Origin of the sequence: Rhizobium sp. BK098 (assembly GCF_014193155.1) — a bacterium.
Classification (GTDB): Bacteria; Pseudomonadota; Alphaproteobacteria; order Rhizobiales; family Rhizobiaceae; genus Rhizobium.
Genome location: NZ_JACHYY010000003.1, coordinates 552,782 through 577,047 on the forward strand (window position 1 = coordinate 552,782; position 24,266 = coordinate 577,047).

Below are 24,266 nucleotides of genomic sequence, written 5' to 3' on the forward strand. Positions count from 1 at the left end.
GTGACCAATGCGTTCGCCGCCTGTTTGACCGATGCCATCCCGCGGCCCGCTGCGCGTGTACAGCGCCAGACGCGCTCGAGCCTGATTGCGCTCATTATCAGCGTCGCGCTGCTTGCGGCCGTCGCTTCGATGCCGCTCTGGGCAAGCCAAGGCCTCATCCGCGACGTCGTCGAACTGTGCTGCTACATCACCGTCGCGCAGATGTGGAACCTGCTCGCCGGTTATGGTGGCCTTGTCTCAGTGGGCCAGCAGGCCTTCGTCGGTGCGGCCGCCTATGCGATGTTCATCATGGCGCAGCTTTGGGGCTTGAGCCCCTTCCTCGCCGTGCCTTTGTCGGTCATTGCACCGGCGATACTGGCGGCACTCACTTATGGCCTGCTCCATCGGCTCGACGGTCCATATTTCGCTATCGGTACCTGGGTGGTGGCGGAAGTCATGCGCCTTGCCACGTCCGTCTTCAGCTATGTCAATGCCGGCGCTGGCATGAGCTTGCGTGTCATGTCGAGCTATACGCCTGGCGAACGCGCAATCGGCATTTCGGTACTGGCGGCACTGATGCTGCTTGTCGCCGTTGGCGGCAGCTATCTGCTGTTGCGTTCGCGCTATGGCTTGGCGCTGGTCGCCGTCCGCGACAATCCGATTGCCGCGGCAAGCCAGGGCGTCAACGTCGGCCTCCTGAAATTCCTGATCTGGGTGGCCGCCGCCGTCGGTACCGGCCTTGCCGGTGCCATCTACTTCATGGCGCAGCTACGCATCACGCCGCCGGCTGCCTACAGCCCGACCTGGGCGAACGTGTCGATCTTCATCGTCATGGTCGGTGGGCTCGGCTCGCTCGAAGGGGTGCTGATTGGCGCGCTTGTCTATTTTGTCACCGACCGTCTATTCGGACAGTACGGCGCCACCTATCTCGTCGTCCTCGGGCTGCTCACCCTCATCATGGCCCTTTTTGCCCGCGGTGGCCTCTGGGGATTGATCCAGAAGGCCACAAACGCCTCCTGGTTCCCGACGAGGCGCACGCTTCTGGAGGACCCGCGATGAGGGCGGCATTATTCGAGGCAGTCGGACGACCGCTCGATGTCAAAACGATCGAAACGCCGCAACCCGGCGCCGACGAGGTATTGCTGCGCGTTGCCGCCTGCGGCATTTGCGGCTCCGACCTGCACATGACGGAAGATCCCGAAACCTTCGCACTCAAAAGAGGCGGCGTCCTCGGCCATGAAATTTCCGGCGAAGTGGTGGCCTGTGGCACTAAGGTCGCGAATTTCAAGTCCGGCGACCGGGTTGCCGTCGCGCCGATGCGCGGCTGCGGTCATTGCGACAGCTGCTCGAGCGGCGAACCCGCGTGGTGTGCCGAGATGCGACTGATCGGCGGCGGCTATGCTGAATTCATCACCGTCGCTGCCCGTCAGTGCCGTCGGCTGCCGGACGATTTGCCGACCGAGGAGGGGGCTCTGGCCGAGCCGGTTGCAGTCGGCCTGCATGCGGTCACGCGTTCGGGGCTGAAGCCGGGCAACCGTGTACTGGTCCTCGGTGCAGGCCCGATCGGCCTGCTCGTCGCCTTTTGGGCCAGACGGCTCGGCGCCGCCCATGTCGTCGTTGCCGATCTGAATCGCCATCAGGCAGAGCGCGCGGCAGAAATAGGCGCTACCGCCTTTGCTCTCTCGGGTGAAGGCCTGGCGGAGGAGTTTCGCGCATTGACCGGAGGCGCACCGGACATCGTCTTTGAATGCGTCGGCAAACGCGGGTTGATCGATGCTGCCTGTCGGCTGGTACGCGTGCATGGCACGGTGGTCGCGGTGGGCCTCTGCGTCGGCGGCGACACATGGGATCCATTTGCCGCGATTTCCAAGGAAATACAGGTGATCTTCGCCGTGTTCTTTACCATGGCGGAGTTCGACATGGCGCTGCAGGCGCTCGGCCCCGGCCGCCATCGGCCGCAGGCACTGGTGACCGGCCGGATCGGTCTTGCCGCTGTACCAGACGCATTCGAAGCGCTCAGGCGGCGCACAACGCAATGCAAGGTGCTGATTACGCCCGCAGTCGGCTGAAACGGCATTGGAGGAGGATTGGAATGAATTTCGAAACGGTGCATTACGACATCGAGGGCGTTGCGACCGCTGTACGAGTCATCGGCAAAGGCCCGGCCGTGCTCGCGCTGCATGGCGCCGCCACCATCGAAGGCACGGAATGGGCGCGGGGCCTCGCCGATCGCTTCCGCGTCTATTTGCCCCACCATCCCGGCTTTGGCGACAGTGACGAGGCGCCGCATGTCACAGGCATGCAGGACATCATTGTCCACAACCTGCATCTGGTCGCCGCCCTCGATCTTGATCGACCGCATCTCCTCGGCCATTCCATGGGCGGCTGGATGGCCGCCGAAATGGCCGTCGTCGCCGGCGAGCGTTTTGGCAAGCTGGTGCTGAATGCGCCGGCTGGCCTCAACGATCCAGATCACCCCGGCGCCGACCTGTCGGCGATCGGGCCCGAGGCGCTACCCGGCTATCTCTCGCATAATGTCGACGTTGCCCTGCGTTATTTTCCGGGGGGAGCCGAATGCCCACCGCTCGACACCTTCCTTGCCGCCCGCGAGAAGGAGGCGCGGGCGCTCGGCAACATCGTCAAGGCCCACGGCATGGGCCATCCCAATCTCGGCCGCTGGCTTTCCCGCATCCCGAACGAGACGCTGATCGTCTGGGGCGAGAAGGACCGAATGCTGCCCGCTTCGCAGGCGCCGATCTGGGAGAGACGAATCCCGAACGCCCGCACCCTCATGGTGCCGGAGGTCGGCCATTTCGCCATGCAGGAGGACCCGCGCGTGGTGACCGCCATCGGCGATTTCCTTGCCGGCTGAGACAGCTTGCCGCGAGAACACACCAGATTGTCAGGAGGAACAGATGAACGCACCTTTGAAACATAGTGCCGGATATTGGGGCACCAAGACAAACTTCGCCAGCCTTCTCGAGCATATCAGCAAGATCGGGCCGGTTCTTGAAGAAAACGCGGTGGCCACCGAAAAGCTCGGCAAGCTGAATGAGCCCACTTTCGAGGCGCTGAAGCCGCTGCGTATGTCGCATATCTTCGCGACCGAGGAACTCGGCGGCGCACAGCTTTCGCCGACGCAAGGCCTGCAGTTGATCGAAGCCATTACCTACCACAGTGGCGCTGCCGGCTGGGTGTCGATGGTGCATGCTTGCATCGGGGCGATGTCTGCCGCCTTCCTGCCCGACACCGCGATCTCGCGGCTCTTCGGCGGCGGCACCGACAACCGTTTTTCGGGGCAGGGCACGCCGACCGGCATGCTGAAGAAGGTCGATGGCGGCTATCTGTTGAATGGCAAATGGTCCTATGCGAGCGGCATTCACCACGCGACATTCACCCATACCGCCGCCCTGCTCGACGACGGCAAAGGTCATCCGGCCAAGGATGAGAATGGCAACGTCGTGGTGCTCTGCGCCCACGCACCGGTCGGCGAGCACGGACTGCTCGGCAATTGGAGCGTGCTCGGCCTGCAGGGAACCGGCAGCATCGACTACGACGCCAAGGACGTCTTCATCGCCGACGACATGGTTTTTCCGATCATGACCGCCGAGCCGCAGCGCCAGAAGGAATTCTTCAGCCTCGGCGTCGTCGGGCTGGCTGCCATCGGCCATTCAGGCTGGGCGATCGGCGCATCCCGCCGTATGCTCGATGAAATGGCTAAGTTTGCCGTGACCAAAACCGGCCGCGCCGGCATGCTCGGTGAGAGTGATAAATTTTGGTTCGATTACGGCCGGGCGGAAGCCCGCGTGCGCGCCGCCCGCGCCTTTTTGTTTGAGGTCTGGCGCGACCTGGAGGCCTCGATCGAGGCGGGCAAGCGCGTCTCGACGCGCCAGATCACCTTCGTGCATCTCGCCAAGTCGGAAGTGCACGAGGCGGGCGTGGATGCATGCCACTTCGTCTATCGCGCTGCCGGTGGTGCGTCGTTGCGCGATGGCGTCATGCAGCGCACCTACCGCGAGATGCTGGTGGCGGCCAACCACTTTACGATTAACACTAACATTGTCGGCGCCGCCGGCCGCGAGATCGGCGGGCTATGGAGCGATCGCGTCTGGCAGTTCTACGATCTGGTCGAGAAGAAATGACGGCGCGGTCCGAAAAGCAGGAGCGGGCAGCTCAACCGACGGCCGGCGCTGGCGTGGCAGAGGCTTTCATGATGGCCTTCCGCCACCATCCGGCGGGTGTCGCCATCATCACCGCCGATCCGGGAGACGGGCCAGTGGCTCTGACGGTAAGCTCGCTGATCTCGATCAGCGCCTCGCCGCCAATGGTTGCTTTCTCCCTGTCGGATAATTCCTCCAGTGCGCACGCCGTGCGCCGGGCTGAGACGGTGGTCGTGCATTTCGTGCGCCGCAGCGACATGGAGCTTGCCCGGCTCTGCGCCACCCGTGGCAGGGATCGCTTCGGGCCTGACATCCGTTGGGCGCGGCTTGATAGCGGCGAGCCGTATTATCCGGATGTCGGCCTCTGGTTCCGGGCGGCGGTTCGCGGACTGTTTCCGGTCCCCGGAGCCTGCCTTGTCTCAGCCGAACTCCTTGAGGCTTCACCCGGGACAGAAGAGGGGCTGGCGGATGACGCGCTGGTCTATGCCAATCGCGCCTGGCATGGACTGCGCCCGATCGCCGACGCCGGCTTGGCACCGTTGTTCCTGTGGCCTGACGATTCGGCAACCTTTTGAGGAGCGCCGTGAGCTGTCAGAGGCTCCAGATCACCGTCTGTTCGTGGCGCTTGATCAGGTGTCTGAGGTCTTCGAAGCTCTTGCGAATATGCGCGCAGAAGGCCTCGACTGCCGGCACGCGGATTTCCTCGGTGCGCCGCAGGAGACCGAGCGCGCGCTCGGGATGAGGAATGTTGACCGGCAGCGCCGTGATCGACTTGTCGTTGCGATAGGCGAAGACGACGCTGTGCGGCAGGATGGTGAGCGCATCGCTCGCCTTCAGATAGTTGATTGCGCTCACCAGCGAGCCGCCGGAATAGCGGATTTTCGCCTCGGTGGCGCCGAGCGAGAGGACGAGACTGTGCAGATCGGCAAACAGCGGGCTGCCGGAGGGCGGAGCGATCCAGGGATAATCGAGGAGTTCCGCAGGCGCGAGCTTGCGTCTCAGGAGAAGGGGATGCGTTATACGGCAGGCGACGACATTGCGGCCGGGAAGCAACTCCTGGAAGCGCATGCCGGAGCCCTCATCCAGCACGTCGATCGGGCAAATGGCAAGGTCGATTCGATCGGCGTCGATCGCCGCCCGCAGATCCGGAAGGTAGCCGTAGCTCTGCTCGATGCGCACGTCCGGTGTGGCATTCTGGAACTCAGCGATCATGCCGGAGATCAGCGCATCCATGAAGAAGGGCGTGCCGCCGACGCGAACCACGCCCGTCCGTCCGTGTCGGAAGCCGTCGACAAGCGACGAGGCCTTTCGCGCTGCCACCAGCATGGCCTGACCGTGGTCGGCGAGCGCCCTGCCGAGGGGGGTCGGCTGCAACGGCCGCCGGCCCTTGACGAACAGCGGTTCTCCGAGCCGCTTTTCCAGCATGGCAAGGGTACGCGACACCGCCGGCTGGGTGAGCCCGAGCAGGGCCGCGCCCTCCGTCACACCGCCGGCCTGTACGACGGCGGCAAGCTGAATCAGGTGTCGTTCATCGAGCTTCATAGCAATCGGCTATATTAAATAGGAGAAAAATCATCAACTGCTACGTTTCGAACTGATAACGTGCAGTTGAGGAGGAAGTATGGGGATCACGTCTTTTACAGAAGCGGATTCGGCTGCCCTTGTGGCAGAGCGACTGGCGCAGTGCGCCGGACCGCTACCGGCCTTCCTTACAGCGTTGGTCGGACATATCCACCAGGCCATCAAGGAAACACGGCCGACCCATGCGGACTGGCGACACGCCATCGAATTTCTGACCGAAGTTGGTCACGCAAGTGATCATAAGCGGCAAGAATGGGTACTGCTCTCCGATCTTCTGGGTGTGACGGCGCTGGTGGAGGAGATCAACACCCGCCGACCGAAGGGTGCTACGCCCAACACCGTGCGCGGCCCGTTCTACCGCGCCGATGCGCCGCGGCTTATGTCGGGTGCGGATATATCGCTCGACGGCATCGGCGAGCCGCTGGCTGTCAATGCCCGCGTCACCGACCTCGACGGAAATCCCGTCGCCGGCGCGAAGGTTGAGACGTGGCAGGCGAATGCGCAGGGATTTTACGAGAACCAGCAGCCGGATCTCCAGCCGGAGTTCAATCTGCGTGGCGTTTTCAGCACCGACGCAGATGGCGGCTTTTCCTATAGGACGGTTCGACCGGGCGGTTATGCCGTGCCCTGCGACGGACCGGTCGGACGGATGCTGCATGCGATTGGCTATCCGCTGCGCCGCCCCGCGCATCTCCATTTTACTATCACCGCGCCCGGCTTCCAGACGATCAGCACCCACGTTTATGACGGGCACGATCCGCATCTGTCGCAGGACGCACTGTTTGGCGTCAAGCAGGAGTTGGTTGGCACCTTCCTGCCCGTTGGCAGCCTCGATGGGCCAGCGCCGGTCAGGGACAATGGCTGGTCGCTCGATTTCACCTTCGTAATGGTGCGGGCGCGAGAGGAGCGCAGGTCGGCATGACACTCGATTTTTCCTATCAGCCGCATTCGACACGCGTCGTCTTTGCTTCCGGAGCGAGCGCCGGCGTTGCCCAATGGATCGAGACGCTGGGCTGCCGCCGCGCGCTAGTGCTGACGACGCCGCAGCAGGCCGCTGACGGCGAGGCGCTGGCCGCTCGTCTTGGCGCGCTTGCCGTGGGCACGTTCGCGGGTGCGACGATGCACACTCCGGTCGATGTCACCGAGCAGGCCCTGGCGCGCGCGGCCGCACTTCAGGCCGATTGCGTCGTGTCGCTCGGCGGCGGCTCGACCACCGGTCTTGGCAAGGCAATGGCCTACCGTACCGACATTCACCAGCTTGTCGTGCCGACCACCTACGCCGGTTCGGAAGTAACGCCGATCCTCGGTCAGACGGAAAGCGGCATCAAGACGACGGTTCGCAGCCCGAGGATCGTGCCGGAGGTGGTCATCTACGATCCCGAACTGACGCTTGGCCTGCCGGTCGCTATGAGCGTCACGAGTGGGCTCAATGCCATCGCGCACGCCGCCGAAGGTCTCTATGCCGATGATCGCAACCCCATCACCACCATGATGGCGATCGAGGGTATGCGCGCCTTTGCCGAGGCGCTGCCGGTGATCGTCAAGGCGCCGCGGGATGCCGAGGCGCGGGAAAAGGCACTCTATGGCGCCTGGCTCTGCGGCACCGTGCTTGGGCAGATTTCCATGTCGCTGCATCACAAGATCTGCCACACGCTGGGTGGCAGTTTCGACACGCCGCATGCAGAGACACACGCGATCATGCTGCCGCATACGATCGGCTTCAATGCTGCGGCGGTGCCGGAGCTGCTTGCACCGATCGGGGACATTTTCGGTGGCACGCCGGGCCAGGGGCTCTACGATTTCGCCAAATCCGTTGGCTCGCCGCTGGCGCTGAAGGATTTCGGCCTCACCGAGAGCGATCTCGACCGCGCCGCCGAAATCGCCACGCGCAACCCTTACGCCAATCCTCGGCCGATCGAGCGGGCCTCGATCCGAACGCTGCTTCAGGACGCATGGGCGGGAGAACGCCCGCCACTCTAAAACGCTTGTGTTTACTTTGGGAGGAGGAAACCAAAAATGTTTACGAGACGTAACCTGCTGAAAACCGCAGCAGCGACCAGCGCGCTTGCCGCGACATCCAGCCTGGCCATGCCCGCGATCGCCAAGGGCAAGGCGATCAAGCTCGGCTATGTCAGCCCGCAGACCGGGCCGCTTGCCGCCTTCGCCGAGGCCGACAAGTTCATCCTCGATGGCTTCCTGGCCAAGACCAAGGCTGCCGGGCTCGATTATGAAATTATAGTCAAGGATAGCCAGTCCAACCCGAACCGCGCCGCCGAAGTCGCCAAGGAGCTGATCGTCAAGGACGAGGTCAATCTCGTGCTCGTCGCATCGACGCCGGAAACCACCAATCCGGTCGCCACCACCTGCGAGGCGGAAGAGATGCCCTGCATCTCGACGGCCGCGCCCTGGCAGCCCTGGTTCATTGGTCAGCAGGCCAACCCAGGTGACCCGTCATCGTGGAAGCCCTTCAACAGCGCCTTCCACTTCTTCTGGGGCCTGGAGGATGTGATCGCTGTCTACACAAACATGTGGCAACAGCTGGAAACCAACAAGAAGGTGGGCGGCCTCTTCCCGAACGACGGGGATGGCAATGCCTGGGGCGATAAAGTGGTCGGTTTCCCGCCGGTTCTCGAAAAAGGCGGTTACACCCTCACCGATCCCGGCCGCTACCAGAACATGACCGATGATTTTTCCGCACAGATCAATGCCTTCAAGTCGGGCAACTGCGAGGTCATCACTGGCGTCATGATCCCGCCGGACTTCACCACCTTCTGGAACCAGGCAAAACAACAGGGCTTCCATCCGAAAATCGCCTCCATCGGCAAGGCCATCCTGTTCCCCCAGGCGGTCGAGGCTCTGGGCAAAAGCGGTCACAATCTGTCCTGCGAGGTCTGGTGGTCGGCCAGTCATCCTTTCAAGTCCTCGCTGACGGGAGAAAGCGCCGCGGAACTCGCCGCAGGCTTTACCAAAGCCACAGGCCGGCCCTGGACGCAGCCGATCGGCTTCGTTCACGCGCTCTTCGAGGTGGCTGCGGATGTCATGAAGCGGGCGGACCCGACGGACAGCGCGGCTGTAATTAAGACGATCGCGGCGACCAAGCTGGACACGATCGTCGGTCCGGTCGCCTGGGACGGTGCCAATGTTCCGCCTTTTGCCGCGAAGAACGTGGCCAAGACACCGCTCGTTGGCGGTCAGTGGAGATTGAAGGACGGCGGTGGCTACGATCTCGTCATCACCGACAACAGGACCGCTCCCAATATTCCTGCGGGCGGCAAGATGGAGCCGATCGCCTCGGCGTAATGCGCTGCCGGGGGCTGCCCAGGAGGCGGTCATGCGCCCGATTCGGCGAATGGACGAAACGGACACCAATCAGGAAGAAGATGGTCATACTTGCCCTCGAAAATGTTTCGAAGAGCTTCGGCGCCCTAAAGGTCGCGGATGACGTGTCGTTTGCGCTGGAGAGCGGAGAGGCGCTCGGCATCATCGGGCCGAACGGTGCCGGAAAATCTTCCCTGTTCAATCTCATCAGCGGCAATCTGCGCGTCGATGAGGGGCGGATTATCTATCGCAACGAAGACGTGACGCGCCAGCCGCCGATGGCGCGATGCCTGGCGGGGTTCGGCCGCACATTCCAGATCCCGCAGCCCTTCCAGCAGCTGACCGTTTTCGAAAACCTTCTGGTCGCCGCGGCCTACGGTTCGCGAAAGACCGAGCGGGAGGTGTCGGAGCGCTGCGCGGATATTCTGGTGAACACCGGCCTGATCGCACGCGCCAATCAGGCGGCCGGTAGTCTAGGCCTACTTCAACGCAAACGCCTCGAACTTGCGCGGGCGCTGGCGACCGAGCCCAAGGTGCTGCTGCTGGATGAGATCGCCGGCGGCCTCACGGAGGGCGAGTGTGGCGAGCTGGTGGAGACAATCCGGACGATCCACGCAGCCGGTGTCGCTATCATCTGGGTCGAACACGTGCTTCATGCCCTCAACTCCGTAGTGAGCCGTCTTCTCGTGCTGAATTTCGGCAAGGTGGTCGGTCTCGGCAGGCCGACCGAGATCATGGAATCGAAGGCGGTCCGCCAGATCTATCTTGGGATTGACGTCTGATGGCACTTCTTGAAACACAGGGCTTAACGGCTTTCTATGGCGACTTCCAGGCGCTCTTCGGGGTCGACATCACGCTTGATGCCGGTGAGACTTTGGCGATCATCGGCGCGAACGGCGCCGGCAAATCCACGCTGATGCGCTCGATTTCGGGCATGCTTGCCAATGAGCCCAACCAGATCAGCTTCGATGGAAGGCCCATCGGCGCGCTGCCAGCCCCCGAGGTCATGGCGCTCGGCGTCGCCATGGTGCCGGAAGGTCGCAAGCTCTTCCCGTCTCTGACGGTAGAGGAAAATCTGCTGATTGGCAAATATGGGCGCAGCGTCAAAGGGACATGGACACTTGAGACAATATACGAGCTCTTTCCGGTCTTGAGGGAAAGGCGCAACAATCCCGGCACGGCGCTATCGGGCGGTCAGCAGCAGATGGTGGCGATCGGCCGGGCGCTGATGTCCAATCCAAGGGTGTTGCTCTGCGACGAAATCAGCCTCGGCCTGGCACCAGTAGTGATCCGCGATATTTACGCGGCCTTCCCCAAAATCCGCGCCGAGGGTGCCGCCATCGTGATCGTCGAGCAGGATATCGGCCAGGCGCTCAAGGTAGCAGACCGCCTCTACTGTATGATGGAGGGACGGGTGACGCTGACCGGAACGCCGGACGCAATTAGCCGCGCCGACATCCATTCTGCCTATTTCGGAGTGCATGCGGGATGAACTGGCTCGACACGATTATACAGGGAATTCTGCTTGGTGGCCTCTACGCTCTGTTCGCTGCCGGCCTGAGCCTCGTTTTCGGCATCATGCGGCTGGTCAATCTCGCGCATGGCGATCTCATCGTCCTGGCCGCCTTCTTGCTTCTGGTGCTGGTCAGCGCGCTCGGGCTCAATCCCTTCGTCGCGGCACTCGTCGCCGTTCCGGTGATGTATGCGGTCGGCTGGGGCCTGCAGTTCCTCTTGCTCAATCGCACCATCGGAGACGACATACTGCCGCCCCTGCTTGTCACCTTCGGCCTTTCGGTCGTTATCCAGAACGCGCTGTTGGAAGGCTTTTCTGCCGATAGCCGCCGCGTTTCGGTGGGCGCGCTGGAAACTGCGTCTCTCAAGATCGGGCCGATCAGTGTCGGCACCATGCCGCTGCTGACTTTCCTGGCGGCGATTGCCGTCATCGTCGGCCTCAACCTCGTCTTCTACAAGACAAGCCTCGGCCGCGCCTTCCGCGCCACCTCGGACGATCGCGCCACGGCGGGTCTGATGGGCATCCGCTCCGACCGCATCTTCGCGACCGCGACGGGCCTCGCGATGGTTGTGGTAACGATCGCGGCCCTCTTTCTCGGCACGCGCGCCAATTTCGACCCGACGATGGGGCCGGCGCGGCTGATCTACGCCTTCGAGGCGGTCATCATTGGTGGGCTCGGCTCCTTCTGGGGTACGCTCGCAGGCGGCGTGATCATCGGCGTCGCACAAACGATCGGCGCAGCCGTCAACCCCGAGTGGCAGATCCTCGCGGGGCATGTGGCGTTTCTTCTCGTGCTGTTGGTCCGCCCGCGCGGGCTTTTTCCAAGGGCGGTCGATTGACATGGTGCACGATACGCTTTCCCCCGACTCCGCTTCGCCTGCGCCGCCGTCTAGCTGGACCGTATCGACTCGCGATCGCGCCTCGTCGTTTGCAGTGCTTCTCGCCGTTGCGATGATTGCAGCAGGCGTTGCCGCTCCCTTTTTCGTGCCACGCGCGGCGCTTCAGAATCTCTTTTTCATCCTGACGATGCTGACGCTCGCGCAATGTTGGAACCTGCTTGCCGGCTATGCCGGGCTCGTTTCGGTTGGCCAGCAGGCCTTCGTCGGCTTCGGGGCTTATATTATGTCCGCCGCCGTCATCCTCAGCGGGCTCAATCCTATTGTCGCGATCATGCTCGGCGGGCTTGCCGCCATGATGCTTTCCGTGCCCACGGCCTTTTTCGTCTTCCGGTTACACGGTGCCTATTTCGCGATCGGGACCTGGGTGATCGCCGAGGTCTTGCGGCTGTCTCTGGCGCAATGGAAGGCGCTCGGCGGCGGCACGGGAACATCGTTGCCTTCCGGCATCACGCGCGATCTGCCGGGCGCCCGCCTCGCCGCCGATTGGTTCAGCGTGCGGCCTGCCCAGGCCGCGGATATGGTGTGCTATTGGCTGGCGCTTTTTTTAGCGTTTGCCGCCATTGGCTTTGCCTATCGGCTGTTGCGTTCCAAGCAGGGACTGGGGCTTGCCGCCGTGCGTGACAATCGCGAGGCGGCAAGATCGGTCGGCATCGATCCAAACCGCATTAAATTTGCCGTCTATCTCGCCGCCGCCTTCGTCACGGGCCTGACCGGCGCGCTCATTTACCTACAAAAAGCGCGCATCTCGCCAGACGCCGCCTTCTCGGTCACCGACTGGACCGCTTATGTGATCTTCATCGTCGTCATCGGCGGCATCGGTACGATCGAGGGACCGATCGTCGGCGTCATCGTCTTCTTCATTCTACAGAAGCTTTTTGCCGATTATGGCTCTTGGTATCTGCTCGTTCTCGGCCTTCTCGGCATTGCCGTCATGCTATTTGCCCCGCGCGGACTGTGGGGCCTCTTTACCGAGCGCACCGGACTTCAACTTTTCCCCGTTCGCCGCATCCTTGCCGGCGGACCATTGACCAAGACTATCAAGGGAGGGCCGCATGGCTGACATCAACACCGACGTTTTGATCATAGGGACCGGCCCTGCCGGCTCGGCCTCAGCGGCGCTGCTTGCCAGCTACGGCGTCGAGACCATGGTCATCAACCGCTACCGTTGGTTGGCCAACACGCCGCGTGCGCACATCACCAACCAACGTACGATGGAGGTTTTGCGCGATCTGGGAAAGGATGTCGAGGACGAGGCCTATCTCTTTGCCACCGGGCAAGATTTGATGGGGCAGAATGTCTTTTGCACCTCGCTTGCCGGCGAAGAGATCGGCCGGATGCGCAGCTGGGGCACGCATCCAGTGAGCCGGGCCGAGCACCAGCTGTCGTCGCCCTCGCACATGAACGACCTGCCCCAGACCTTCATGGAACCGTTGCTCTTCAAGACGGCATGCTCGCGCGGCGCGCAGGCGCGCATGTCGACCGAATATATTCGCCACGAGCAGGACGCCGACGGCGTAACGACGACCTGCCGCGACAGGCTCACCGGCGCGGAGCTCACGGTCCGGTCCAAGTACCTGATTGGCGCCGACGGCGGCAATTCCAAGGTGGCTGAAGATGCGGGGCTCACCTTCGAGGGCCGTATGGGCGTCGGCGGATCAATGAACATCCTCTTCAAGGCCGACCTTTCGAAATACGTCGCCCATCGCCCCTCGGTGCTCTACTGGGTCGTCCAGCCAGGCGCCGACGTCGGCGGCATTGGCATGGGCCTGGTGCGCATGGTTCGACCGTGGAATGAATGGTTGATCGTCTGGGGATACGACATCAATCAGCCAGCGCCGGACGTAGACACGGCCTTCGCCACCAAGGTGGTGCGTGACCTTGTCGGCGATCGCGAGCTGGCGGTGGAAATTCAGTCGGTTTCGACCTGGACCGTCAATAACCTCTATGCAACCACAATGCAGAACGGCCGTGTCTTTTGCATGGGGGATGCCACCCATCGGCATCCGCCGTCGAACGGACTGGGCTCCAATACGTCGATCCAGGATGCTTTCAATCTCGCGTGGAAACTCAGTTACGTGTTGAAAGGCAAGGCTGGTCCCGCCTTGCTCGACAGCTACCAGCGCGAGCGCGCGCCGATCGCCAAGCAGATCGTGACCCGAGCCAATAAGTCGATTGAGGAGTTCGGACCGATCTTCAAGGCGCTTGGCCTGCTCGATTCCATCGACCCCGTGAAAATGCAGCAGAACATGGATGCGCGCTGCGACGATACGGCGGCGGCCGAAACGCAGCGCGCTGCCATCCGTCAGGCGATCGCAGCCAAGGTCTATGAATTCGATGCTCACGGCGTCGAGATGAACCAGCGTTATCGGTCGGAGGCCGTTCTCGCCGACGGTCAGCCGGAGCCGGCCTTCGAGAAGGATGCGGAGCTGCACTACCAGCCGACCACCTGGCCGGGCGCGCGGCTGCCGCATGCCTGGATCTTTGCCGACAACGGAACCAAGGCCTCGACGCTCGATCTTTGCGGCAAGGGCCGCTTTACGGTGCTCACCGGCATTGGCGGCCGCAGCTGGGTCGAGGCAGCAAAGCAGCTCGGCCGTGAACTTGGTCTCGACATCGAAGCCCATGTCATCGGGCCGCGCCAGCATTGGCAGGATCTGACCGGCGACTGGGCCAATCTGCGCGAAGTCCGCGACAGCGGCATCATTCTCGTGCGACCCGACCAACATGTCTGCTGGCGTCGCGAAACCATCGCGGAAGACCCGGTGGCGGAGCTTCGTCGCGCGCTATCCTTTGTTCTAGCTCTGTGAGATTTCGCTATGGAAACGCATGAAAAGGGATTTTTCACGGAGGAGAACTCCGTCGAGGTCGTCACCGGGCGCAACGCCAATGCGCGTGATCCGCGGCTGAAGCAGGTGATCGAGGTCATCACGCGCAAGCTGCATGAGGCGGTCAAGGAAATCGAGCCGACGCAGGATGAATGGTTCAAAGCGATCATGTACCTGACCCAGACCGGCCATCTCTGCAACGAGTGGCGGCAGGAGTTCATCCTGCTTTCAGACGTGCTCGGCGTGTCGATGCTTGTCGATGCGATCAACAACCGCAAGCCGTCGGGTGCGTCGGAATCGACCGTGCTCGGACCGTTCCATGTCGCGGACGCGCCCGAATTGCCGATGGGGGCAAACATCTGCCTCGATCAGAAAGGCGAGGATATGGTCATTCATGGCCGCATTCTCGATATCGATGGCCGGCCGGTTGCTAATGCCGTGCTCGACGTCTGGCAGGCTAATGACGAAGGATTCTATGACGTCCAGCAGAAGGGCATTCAGCCCGACTTCAATCTGCGCGGCGTGTTCCGCACCGGCGAGGACGGTCGCTACTGGTTCCGAGCGGTCAAGCCGAAGTTCTATCCGATCCCCGACGACGGCACGGTCGGCAAGCTACTGGCGGGGCTCGGCCGCCATCCGTACCGCCCAGCCCACCTGCATTTCATCCTCAAGGCCGACGGGTTCGAGACGCTAACGACACACATCTTCGATCCTCACGATCCCTATATCAACTCAGACGCCGTCTTCGGCGTCAAGGAAAGCCTGCTGGCCGAATTCAAGCGGGTCGACGATGCGGTGCGGGCACGCGAGCTTGAGTTTCCAGGTTGGTTCTGGGAGGTCGAATACGATTTCGTGTTGGCACCTTCGAAGAAGAGCTAAACTCTGCGGACGATGCCAAGGAGCGGGACGCGACAACTTGCGTTTGACTCTCTTATATCTTGAGCCGTCTGTGTGCTCATGCCCGGCTCAGTCCGGGCCCTTTCGTTCGCGCTCGGCCATGAAAGGCCCGTGAGCCCAATGGATTTCGCGCTCGTGCTTTTCGACTGATCGACGCAGCTCGGAGAATTCGCGCCGCAGATGTCCAACAAGCTTGCGTCCGGCCGGATTTGAATAGGGCTTCGTTCTCGTCATGATCCCCAGTGCTCGTTCCGGCTGCGGGATATCAAGCGGAATGACGCTGATCCTGTTTTCCCGGCGCAACGCGTAAGCGACGGAAAGCGGCAGGATTGCCAGAGCGTCCGTTCCGATCAGATAATTCAAGACGCTCATCAGAGAGCCTCCGGCATAACGGATCGAAACCTCCTCTATGCCGAGCGTGAGCAGAATATTGTGCAAGTCCAGTACCAGCGGCGAGCCGGGCAGGGGAGCGACCCAAGGGTAGTTGAGGATGTCCTCGATTGCCAGATTGCGCTTGCGCATCAGCGGATGGCCAGCGCCACAGGCCAGGACGTTTCGGGCAGGCAGCAATGGTTCGAACTGCTGGTCGGCCCGAAGATCGGCGGAGCCCGTCGGTGTGACCGCGACATCTATTTGACCGGATTCGAGCTCGCTTACCAGGTCGGAATAGTTGCCGTAGGACTGGTGCACCATGATCCCCGGCTCGTCGCGTTGGAACGAGGCGATCATGGGCGAGACAACCGCATCCATGAAGAAAGGCACGCCGCCAATCCGCACGCGGCCGAACGAACCCGACTTGAAACTGCGGATGATTTCCATCGCCTTGCGCGATGACGCGAAGATCGCTTTGCCCTGCAGGCCAAGCTGTTCGCCGAGCGGTGTCGGCTGCATTGGCCGTCGCCCCGAGACGAATAGCGGTTCACCCACCCGCTTCTCCAGGATGGAGATGGTTCGCGATACGGCCGACTGCGTCATGCCGAGCATGGCGGCGGCTTCCGTTACGCCTCCAGTCTCGATGACGGCGGCGAGCTGAACAAGGTGATGTTCCACGATCTTCATAGCAAAATGCTATAGTATTTATGAACAATCTCATCAACCGCCGTTTTAGATCAGCTATATTGGCAGTGGTTGGCGAGGGGCTGAGAGCTGATTGCGAACCGATGGGGAGGAATGCGGAGGAGGAGCCGCTCCCCTGGGACGATCGTTTGTTTTATAGGAGGAGAACGATGGCACTTGTCAGCGGCTATCATCACTTGACCCTTTGCACCGACGGTGTGCAAGAGGACTATGATTTTTACACCAAAGCGTTGGGCCTTTATTCGGTCAAGCGTACCGTGCTGTTCGATGGCAGCATCCCTGTCTATCATCTCTATTACGGGTCTCGCAGCGGCGAGGCTTCGACGATCATCACCACCTTTCCGTTCCGCAAACCCGCCGTTTTCGGCAGGCGTGGTACGAACCAGTCGAAGATTATCCAGCAGGCGATCCCCGCCGGTGCATGCGGCTACTGGGTCGAGCGGCTCAATGCCCGTGGCATCGAGGCTGCGAAGATATCTCGCTTCGGCATCGCGCGCGTCGCCTTCAAACATCCGTGCGGCATTCCCCATGAACTGGTGGAAAGCCCTTCCGACAACCGGCCGCCCATCGTCAATGAGGCGCAAGGGGTTACGGCCGAGCATGGTATCAAGGGTATCTACGGCGCGGCGATTGCCGTGTTTGACCGTACCGCCATGGATGACTTCCTGACTGTCGGCCTGTCGATGACGAAGGAAGCCGACAGCAACGAGGGACTGATGTTCTCCGTCCCAAACGCAAACGGTCCCAACAGCATGGTAGAAATCCTGCATGAAGCAAATAGCCCGCAGGGCACGTGGACGCTTGCCGGCGGCACTATTCATCATCTGGCGCTCAACACCGGCGACGAGCAGAACCAGCTGCAGCTGAAGGCGCATCTGGAGGGGCTGGGATTCACCGACGTTTCCGACCAGAAGGACCGTAACTATTTCAAGTCCTGCTACGTCCGTTCGCCGGGCGGCGCGCTGTTCGAGATCGCCTGGTCGGTCGAGGGCGGCTGGGCGCTTGATGAGCCGGCCGACCAGATCGGCACCACTCTGGTCTTTCCGCCGTGGTTCGAGAATCGTCGCGAAGAGCTGATCGCTGGCCTGGAACCGGCGAACTTCTAAGCTGGGAGATGGCGATGCATCATGAACCTCTCCTGCTCGGTGCTGCACCCGAGGAGGCCAAAGTCCACTGCGTCTTCATCCATGGGCGTACCCAGTCACCTGAAGACATGCACGAGCAGGTGATCGGTCGGCTTAAGACGTTGGGCGTGGCTTTCGTACTGCCGCGCGCTGCCGGTAGAAGCTGGTATGGCGCGCGAGCTACGGAACGGTTGACGCCGGCAACGCGAGAGGAACTGGAATCCTCGCTGGCTTATATTCGCGGTATTACCGACGAATTGACCCGTCGCCGTCACGCCACGCCTCTGCTGATCGGCGGCTTCAGCCAGGGCGCGTGCCTAGTCTTGGAATATGCGATGAAATACGGGCCATGGCGGGGTGCCATGGTCAATCTTACTGGTTGCCGCGTTGGCACTTCGGAGTGCGACAGACCCTTTGCGGACCTTGATCGCATGCCGGTTTATCTGACCGGATCCGACAAGGACCCGTGGATCCCTGTCGATGCTTTTGCCGACGCTGCTGAAAGTCTTGCACGGGCGCGGGCGAGTTTGCGTTGCGACGTTCTGCCCGACCGCGCGCACGAGGTTTCGCCCCAAGAGATTGCGGGGCTTGAAACTATGCTCTCGACCCTTGTCCGCGGTGACGGCGTGGTTCTGTAGTCGGCAAGTTGCGTTAGGCAACACATCGACAATTTTGAAATGAACAGCGACAGCAATTGTCTTGCCAAAAGCGGCGCGGAAAAAGGGCTGCCAAAACCCTAACTGAAATCGCCCGATTAGCGGCTAGGGCTGTCGCCAGGGCGTGGCGCGAACCGCCATTGCGCCGCGGAAGGGGGCGATCGCCTGTCGTGATCAACGATTTTTATGGTGCGAATTGTCGGCTCACGTCGATTTCCTGCGAAAAGGCCTTGCGGTAGGACATGGGGGAGGTTTTGAACTGGATGTGGTAATGAGGACAGCGAAGATGCTGGCCCTTTGATGAAATATGGAACGAGATGAGCCCATCCCAAGTCGAAAGCAGCGGCCTGCGAAAGATTAGGCTCTATGAGCAGCTTCACGAGCGATTGAGGGCAGAGATTCTCGCCGGAGCGGTGCCTGAAGGTGTCGTCTTGACCGAGGCCGCCCTTGCCGATCTGGTCGGCAGCAGCCGGGCGCCGGTTCGTCAGGCATTGCAGATGTTGTTCGATGGCGGCCTGATCGCACGTCTCAATGGCCGCGGCTTCATTGTCGGTAAGACAGGGACACCACCGAAGCGGATCAAGCTCGGCGATTATCTCGGCAAATTGTTCGACGAAGATGGCGATAGGCCGGTATTCGCATGGCAGGCGCTTTACGAGGATGTCGAACGCATCGTCGTCCATCGCTCCTTTTTCGGCCGTTATCGCATCAATGAAAACGAGTTAGCACGGCATTTCGGCGTGGGGCGCGCCGTAGCGCGTGACGTGCTGTTAAGGCTCGAGACGCTTGGCATCACCGAAAAGGACGAGAATTTTCGCTGGTCGATCGTCCCGCTCGACAGCCAGCGTATCCGTGACCTCTATGAGGTGCGCGAACAGATCGAGCCTGTGGCGCTCGCAAGCGCCTTGGGCGGGCTTTCCAGAGACCACGTCGATACAATGCTCGCGCGGCTGTCGCAGGCGCTTGCGGATTATCCCGATGTCTCGGCCTCGACCATGTACGAGCTGGAGCTCGATCTTCATCTGCGCAGCCTTCAGGCTTGCCCGAACAAGGAGTTCCTGAGCATCCTGAAGCGGACGCACTGCATCCTTACGCTCAGCAAGCACATCGTCGGCAGTCGCATCAAGAGGCCGGAATACGAGCCCTTCCTGTCGGAGCACATCGGTGTCTTTAAAATGGTGCAAAACCGAGACGAGGAGGGGCTGCGCAAAGCCATGCGAGATCATATTCGCAACTCGCAACCGAGCGTACAGGCACGCGCCGCCTATATCCGCGAGCAATACCAGCCGGACGAATACCCATTCATCGTCTAATGCGCGGCACCATCAGGTGATGGCGCCGACCTGCCAGGGAACGAATTCATTGTCGCCGTAGTCGAAGGTCTCGCTCAGGGTCTTCTTGCCGGAAGCGACAGCGATGATTTCCTCGAAAATCCGCTCGCCGGCTGCCTCGATCGTATCGTCGCCGCTGACGATGTCACCGCAATTGATGTCCATATCCTCGCGCATATGGTTGTACATTTCTGTATTGGTGGCGATCTTGACGCAGGGCGCCGGCTTGAAGCCGGAGACGGAGCCTCGGCCCGTCGTGAAGCAGATCACATTGCAGCCGCCGGCAACCTGGCCGGTGACGGCGACAGGATCGTAGCCGGGCGTGTCCATGAAGACGAAACCAGGTTCGTCGACGATCTCAGAATATTCATAGACGGCTTTGAGCGGCATGGAGCCGCCCTTGGCGACCGCGCCGAGCGACTTCTCGAGGATCGTCGTCAATCCGCCGAGCTTGTTGCCATAGGAGGGGTTATTGTTCAATTCCGCACCGTTGCGGCGGGTATAGTCGCGCCACCAGTCGATTCTGGAGAGCAGCTTTTCGGCGACCGCGGGCGTGACCGCTCTGCGCGTCAGCAGGTGTTCCGCACCATAGATCTCCGGCGTTTCCGCGAGAACCGATGTACCGCCATTGCGCACGAGGAGATCGGAGGCATAGCCGAGCGCTGGATTGGCCGAAATGCCCGAATATCCATCGGAGCCGCCGCATTCCAGGGCGAGCTTGATGCCGGAAAGCGGCTGGACGGTGCGGGTGGCGGAATTGACCTCCGGCAGCATGTCCTTGATCATTTCGGATGCGGCGGCGATCGTCTTGCGGGTACCGCCCAGATCCTGGATCGTCATGGTGCGCAGTCGGTTTCCTTCTTCCAGCTTGTAATGCTCCAGAATGGGCGCGATCTGATTGGTTTCGCAGCCAAGCCCGATCATCAGGATACCGCCGAAATTCGGATGCCGCGCATAGCCCTGGAGGGTACGGGCCAGATAGCGGTAGCCCTCCGACTGCGTGCTGACGGCACAGCCGCCGCCATGGGTCAGCGCCACGACGCCATCGACATTGTCGAAGCCCTCGAGCCCGCCGGTGCGATTGAAATGTTCGGCGATATATTTCGAGACGGTTGCCGAGCAATTGACCGTCGTGATGATGCCGATGAAATTACGCGTTCCGACGCCGCCGGCGCCGCGGTCAAAGCCCATGAAGGTCCGACAGTCCTCGCGCGGCAGCATGCCGGTCTCTTCGATATCGACACTGAACTGATAGGGATGGTCGGATTCGATCACGGCCAGGTTCTGCAGATGGACGTGGCCCCCGGCCGGAATGAACTGTGTTGCGACGCCGATCGGCTGGCCGAATTTGCGGATCTCCTGGCCTGCCCGGATGTCGCGAACGGCCACCTTGTGGCCCCGCGGGATCTGGTCTACGGTAATCAAGCCGTCGATGCCGGTCGGGCTGCCGGCGCGGATCATCACGCGAGCGACCGCAACATCGTCAATGGGGTTGAGCAGGATGACAGGCGAAACGGCGGGCATGGGAAGTTCCGTATGGTTGGATTAATGTCTATTGCTAGCAATAGACAATTATTCGAGGGAAGACGTCAAGCAAGATCGACGTAGCGGGCAGGGCTTGCTTTCAGTCGCGGGGTTGGCGCGCCAGCCAAGCGGAAAGATCGGCTTCCGCACGTTCGAGCGCGCTATGGTTGAGGAGTTTTCTTAAGAAGGCGACGGCCACCGCGCGCGCTCTCAGATTGAAACGACCATCATCATCCTGACTGCCGAGCGGATGATAGACGCCGAGTTTCACATAGAGCTGCTGCAATCGGTTCTGGACGCTGCGGACCGAGAGATTGCGCCTGTGGGCGATCGCGCGATCGGTCAATCCAAGAGCGATATCGATCAGGATCTCATATTCGGCCTCTGTGAAACCATTGGCGTTGCCGAGGCTCTTTTGCTGCATGCCGCGCACTTCGCGGTCGATCACGCACTGGCTCTCGATGAAGATGCTGCGAAGCGCCAGCTTCAGGCGGTCGTCCGAGGCCGATTTCAGGACATAGCCATAGACGGCGCCGGCGGGCACGATGCGCGAAACGCCGCGAACATAGGCCTCGTCCGAATAGTTCGACCAGAAGAGGATACGCGTCTCCGGTCGCTCCTTCCAGATCGTGCGGGCCGCCTCGATGCCATTGCGCTGGCTCATCTGCAGATCCATGACGATGTGAGAGGACCTCAAATCTCGCGCCAACCGTTCGCCCGTATTGCCATTTTCCGCCTCCAGCACGCCATCACATTCGGGAAGTGCAGCGCGGATCGCTTCATTGAGATAGGAGCGATGGAGCGGATCGTCCTCGATGATCAGAACCTTCATGCGGCAGCTCCTCCAGCCGTTTGCGCGATGGCAGGCAGGCTGACACTGACAATCGTTCCACCGGACGCCGCAGCCGCCTTGATCATGAAGCGCGCTGAAATCAGGCGCGCACGCGTGCGCATGTTTTCGATGCCGCCGCCCGATAATCTGCGGGTATTTCCAAGTCCGACACCATCATCCACGACATCAATGGTGACCGCACCTTCGGCCGCTTTCAGATGAACCGCGATGCTCTCAGCCTGGGCATGGCGAATGGCGTTGTTGATGGCCTCCTGCGCGATGCGGAACAGGGCAATCGACACCGATTGTTCAAGACAGTCGATCGCGCCGCCGGTCTCGTCATTCAGTGTCCAGGACAAAGTTGCGCCGCTCTCCTGGATCGACCGTTCAAGGTGGTTCTCGATCGCCTGCGCGAAGCCGAACAGTTGAAGGACAGAGGGCTTGGCCTCCTCGATGATCTGGCGAAGATCGTGCATGCTGTGCTGCAAACCGCGAAAGAGCGGCTCAAGCGCTTCACCGGTGACATCGGGCTGGCGGGCAAGCCGTTCCAGCCGCCGGGAGAGGCGGGTCAGATCGGCGAGAATCTGGTCGTGCAGGTCCATGCCAATGCGCTGGCGTTCCGCTTCCAGCGCCTCGGTCAGCTTCAGGGCACCGAGACGCAAACCCTCTTCGCGGGCCCGAGCCTCGGCCTCCACGATCGCCGACCGTTTGGCCTGGTCGGCGGCGCGAATTGCAAAGAAGTGGGGTGCGAGGAGATCGGCAATCACGCGGGCACTTTCGATATCTCGCATGGTGTAGAGGCCGGTCTGGTGACTGGAGCAGGACAGGGCGCCGATGATATGACCCTGAACTTTAAGGGGTACGTGCAGACGGCTATGCAGCGATTGATGAAAGATCGGGTGCGAGAAAGAACCCTGAAAATGGAATTGGGGATCGCTCCACGCATCGTCGGTTAAGAGGTAATCGGTCTCGCCCCAGAGAAGCGTGCGGATGGGGCTGTTGCTCACGGGTGCGGGAAAACGTCGACCCCAATCCGTTTCCAGTCCGCTCTCGTAGGCAGTATGAAATTGCTCGTCCATCAGGATGATGCAGACGTCCAGATGGTCATGCGGGATAACATGGCTGATTTCGGCGGCGACGGCCTGGATGACCGAGTGAAAGTCGAGCTGACCTGCAAGAAGCCTCGATATGTTGAGATAATGGTCAAAGACCGATTGCGGCGCCAGATCGCGCAAGACACGCCCTCCCAGGCAAAGCGCCGGCCTCTGCTCCTCCGGCCGCGCAGCATGCAAATTTTCGACGCTATTAAGCGCCGATCCGAGCCATCCGTCTTGCGGACTTGCGCATCTTTTCTGCGGGATCCCGCAAGGTCCCACCCTTTAAGCGCCTGTACAAGCGTCACAATCTCGGACATCCTGTTTCTACTGACAGGGTAACCTTCAGTGCAAATATTATTTTCGATCGTTCGTTGAGGAGCGCGCTCGGAAATCTTGGCCTGGAAGATGAAGTACAGGCTCTTTGGGAGGAAAAAATGAATATTGCCAAGATGCTTATGGCATCCGCCGTCATCGCTTGCGTTGCCGCGCCGGGTGCTGCCTTTGCAGATACGTCATCCAAGAAAATTGCCTTGTCAAACAATTATGCCGGCAACTCCTGGCGCCAGGCCATGTTGACGAGCTGGCAGAAGGTAACGGGCGAAGCGGTCAAGACCGGTGTCGTTGCCGCGGCCGATCCGTTCACGACGGCTGAAAACCAGGCAACCGAGCAGGCCGCCCAGATCCAGAACATGATCCTGCAGGGCTATGATGCGATCGTCATCGATGCTGCCTCGCCGACGGCGCTGAACGGCGCGATCAAGGAAGCCTGCGATGCCAAGATCGTCGTTGTTTCCTTCGATGGCATCGTGACCGAGCCCTGCGCCTGGCGCATTGCCGTCGATTTCAAGGGCATGGGTGCCAGCCAGATCGAATATCTCGCCAAGAAGATGCCGAAGGGCGGCAATGTGCTCGAAATCCGCGGACTTGCCGGCGTCTCCGTCGATGACGAGATCTCAGCCGGTATCCACGCGGCTGCCGCCAAATATCCGCAGTTCAAGATCGTCGGTTCGGTTCATGGCGACTGGGCTCAGGATGTCGCCCAGCGCGCCGTCGCCGGCATTCTGCCGAGCCTTCCCGATATTGCCGCGGTCGTGACCCAGGGCGGTGACGGCTATGGTGCCGCCCAGGCTTTTGCCGCCGCCAAGCGCCCCATGCCGACGATCGTCATGGGCAACCGCCAGGATGAACTTGCCTGGTGGAAGAAAGAGAAGGATGCCAGCGGCTACGAGACCATGTCGGTCTCGATCGCGCCCGGCGTCTCCACGCTCGCCTTCTGGGTCGCCCAGCAGATTCTGGACGGCAAAGAGGTGAAGAAGGACCTGGTCGTTCCATTCCTGCGCATCGATCAGGACAATCTCGAAACCAACCTTGCCAACACGCAGGCCGGCGGTGTCGCGAATGTCGAATATACGCTCGACGACGCCAAGAAGGTGATCGCCGCGGCGAAGTAACC

Annotated in this window: 23 protein-coding genes; 18 read left to right on the forward strand and 5 right to left on the reverse strand. The window is 61.4% G+C overall.

The window, feature by feature from the left end:
• From FHT73_RS11905 to FHT73_RS11925, 5 genes are read left to right on the forward strand one after another with little or no spacing between them, the layout of a single operon-like run.
• Window positions 1-1,038 (forward strand): branched-chain amino acid ABC transporter permease, encoded by a 1,038-nt coding sequence (locus tag FHT73_RS11905; RefSeq protein WP_348648130.1) that lies wholly within the window; start codon window positions 1-3, stop codon window positions 1,036-1,038.
• Entirely contained in the window at window positions 1,035-2,048 is a 1,014-nt protein-coding gene (locus tag FHT73_RS11910; RefSeq protein WP_183711775.1) for an alcohol dehydrogenase catalytic domain-containing protein, read from the forward strand. Before FHT73_RS11905 ends, FHT73_RS11910 begins: the two co-directional genes overlap by 4 nt.
• 23 nt (window positions 2,049-2,071) lie before the next feature.
• A complete protein-coding gene (locus FHT73_RS11915) occupies window positions 2,072-2,851 on the forward strand; it encodes an alpha/beta hydrolase (RefSeq protein WP_183711777.1) in 780 nt (259 codons plus the stop codon).
• Window positions 2,852-2,894: 43 nt separating this feature from the next.
• Window positions 2,895-4,121: an acyl-CoA dehydrogenase family protein gene (locus tag FHT73_RS11920; protein ID WP_183711779.1), complete on the forward strand. Its 1,227-nt coding sequence runs from the start codon at window positions 2,895-2,897 to the stop codon at window positions 4,119-4,121.
• Window positions 4,118-4,714: a flavin reductase family protein gene (locus FHT73_RS11925; protein WP_112609071.1), complete on the forward strand. Its 597-nt coding sequence runs from the start codon at window positions 4,118-4,120 to the stop codon at window positions 4,712-4,714. The genes FHT73_RS11920 and FHT73_RS11925 overlap by 4 nt, the downstream gene beginning before the upstream one ends.
• A 16-nt stretch (window positions 4,715-4,730) precedes the next feature.
• On the opposite strand, the gene FHT73_RS11930 is transcribed toward FHT73_RS11925, so the two are convergent.
• Window positions 4,731-5,681 (reverse strand): LysR family transcriptional regulator, encoded by a 951-nt coding sequence (locus FHT73_RS11930; RefSeq protein WP_112609073.1) that lies wholly within the window; start codon window positions 5,679-5,681, stop codon window positions 4,731-4,733.
• 79 nt (window positions 5,682-5,760) lie between these two features.
• On the opposite strand from FHT73_RS11930, the gene FHT73_RS11935 reads away from it, so the two are divergent.
• From FHT73_RS11935 to FHT73_RS11975, 9 genes are all read left to right on the forward strand, one after another.
• Complete coding sequence (locus tag FHT73_RS11935; protein WP_112609075.1) at window positions 5,761-6,642, forward strand: dioxygenase; 882 nt, start codon at window positions 5,761-5,763, stop codon at window positions 6,640-6,642.
• Complete coding sequence (locus FHT73_RS11940) at window positions 6,639-7,700, forward strand: maleylacetate reductase (protein WP_112609077.1); 1,062 nt, start codon at window positions 6,639-6,641, stop codon at window positions 7,698-7,700. Before FHT73_RS11935 ends, FHT73_RS11940 begins: the two co-directional genes overlap by 4 nt.
• A 36-nt stretch (window positions 7,701-7,736) precedes the next feature.
• Window positions 7,737-9,020 (forward strand): ABC transporter substrate-binding protein, encoded by a 1,284-nt coding sequence (locus FHT73_RS11945; RefSeq protein ID WP_112609079.1) that lies wholly within the window; start codon window positions 7,737-7,739, stop codon window positions 9,018-9,020.
• A gap of 80 nt (window positions 9,021-9,100) precedes the next feature.
• Entirely contained in the window at window positions 9,101-9,820 is a 720-nt protein-coding gene (locus FHT73_RS11950) for an ABC transporter ATP-binding protein (RefSeq protein ID WP_183711781.1), read from the forward strand.
• Window positions 9,820-10,530, forward strand: coding sequence for an ABC transporter ATP-binding protein (locus tag FHT73_RS11955; RefSeq protein WP_183711783.1), 711 nt, complete (start codon window positions 9,820-9,822; stop codon window positions 10,528-10,530). Before FHT73_RS11950 ends, FHT73_RS11955 begins: the two co-directional genes overlap by 1 nt.
• Complete coding sequence (locus tag FHT73_RS11960; protein WP_112337689.1) at window positions 10,527-11,390, forward strand: branched-chain amino acid ABC transporter permease; 864 nt, start codon at window positions 10,527-10,529, stop codon at window positions 11,388-11,390. The genes FHT73_RS11955 and FHT73_RS11960 overlap by 4 nt, the downstream gene beginning before the upstream one ends.
• A 1-nt stretch (window position 11,391) precedes the next feature.
• Window positions 11,392-12,510 carry a branched-chain amino acid ABC transporter permease gene (locus FHT73_RS11965; protein ID WP_112609083.1) on the forward strand — a complete coding sequence of 373 codons (1,119 nt, stop codon included), beginning with the start codon at window positions 11,392-11,394 and terminating at the stop codon, window positions 12,508-12,510.
• Window positions 12,503-14,257: an FAD-dependent monooxygenase gene (locus FHT73_RS11970; protein ID WP_183711785.1), complete on the forward strand. Its 1,755-nt coding sequence runs from the start codon at window positions 12,503-12,505 to the stop codon at window positions 14,255-14,257. Before FHT73_RS11965 ends, FHT73_RS11970 begins: the two co-directional genes overlap by 8 nt.
• Before the next feature lie 9 nt (window positions 14,258-14,266).
• A complete protein-coding gene (locus FHT73_RS11975; protein WP_112413305.1) occupies window positions 14,267-15,154 on the forward strand; it encodes an intradiol ring-cleavage dioxygenase in 888 nt (295 codons plus the stop codon).
• An 87-nt stretch (window positions 15,155-15,241) separates the two neighbouring features.
• Here the strand turns inward: FHT73_RS11975 and FHT73_RS11980 are convergent, their stop codons facing one another.
• The gene (locus tag FHT73_RS11980; RefSeq protein WP_183711786.1) at window positions 15,242-16,231 is read right to left on the reverse strand and encodes a LysR family transcriptional regulator; all 990 of its coding nucleotides are present in this window, start codon (window positions 16,229-16,231) and stop codon (window positions 15,242-15,244) included.
• Window positions 16,232-16,398: 167 nt separating this feature from the next.
• Here FHT73_RS11980 and FHT73_RS11985 point away from each other — a divergent pair, with 167 nt between their 5' ends.
• The 3 genes from FHT73_RS11985 (at window position 16,399) to FHT73_RS11995 (ending at window position 19,342) form a co-directional block, all read left to right on the forward strand.
• Entirely contained in the window at window positions 16,399-17,355 is a 957-nt protein-coding gene (locus FHT73_RS11985; protein ID WP_183711788.1) for a VOC family protein, read from the forward strand.
• 14 nt (window positions 17,356-17,369) lie between these two features.
• On the forward strand, window positions 17,370-18,011 hold the full coding sequence (locus FHT73_RS11990; protein ID WP_246712078.1) for an alpha/beta hydrolase: 642 nt from the start codon (window positions 17,370-17,372) through the stop codon (window positions 18,009-18,011).
• A 335-nt stretch (window positions 18,012-18,346) separates the two neighbouring features.
• Window positions 18,347-19,342, forward strand: coding sequence for a GntR family transcriptional regulator (locus FHT73_RS11995; RefSeq protein ID WP_183711792.1), 996 nt, complete (start codon window positions 18,347-18,349; stop codon window positions 19,340-19,342).
• A 12-nt stretch (window positions 19,343-19,354) separates the two neighbouring features.
• Here the strand turns inward: FHT73_RS11995 and FHT73_RS12000 are convergent, their stop codons facing one another.
• The 3 genes from FHT73_RS12000 to FHT73_RS12010 all read right to left on the reverse strand — a co-directional run bounded on the left by FHT73_RS12000 (window position 19,355) and on the right by FHT73_RS12010 (window position 22,951).
• A complete protein-coding gene (locus tag FHT73_RS12000) occupies window positions 19,355-20,884 on the reverse strand; it encodes an altronate dehydratase family protein (RefSeq protein WP_183711794.1) in 1,530 nt (509 codons plus the stop codon).
• A gap of 100 nt (window positions 20,885-20,984) precedes the next feature.
• Window positions 20,985-21,716, reverse strand: a complete 732-nt coding sequence (locus FHT73_RS12005; RefSeq protein ID WP_183711796.1) for a response regulator transcription factor — start codon at window positions 21,714-21,716, stop codon at window positions 20,985-20,987.
• Entirely contained in the window at window positions 21,713-22,951 is a 1,239-nt protein-coding gene (locus FHT73_RS12010; RefSeq protein WP_183711798.1) for a sensor histidine kinase, read from the reverse strand. Before FHT73_RS12010 ends, FHT73_RS12005 begins: the two co-directional genes overlap by 4 nt.
• 296 nt (window positions 22,952-23,247) lie before the next feature.
• Here FHT73_RS12010 and FHT73_RS12015 point away from each other — a divergent pair, with 296 nt between their 5' ends.
• Window positions 23,248-24,264: an ABC transporter substrate-binding protein gene (locus FHT73_RS12015; protein WP_112337679.1), complete on the forward strand. Its 1,017-nt coding sequence runs from the start codon at window positions 23,248-23,250 to the stop codon at window positions 24,262-24,264.
• The last annotated feature ends 2 nt before the right edge of the window (window positions 24,265-24,266 follow it).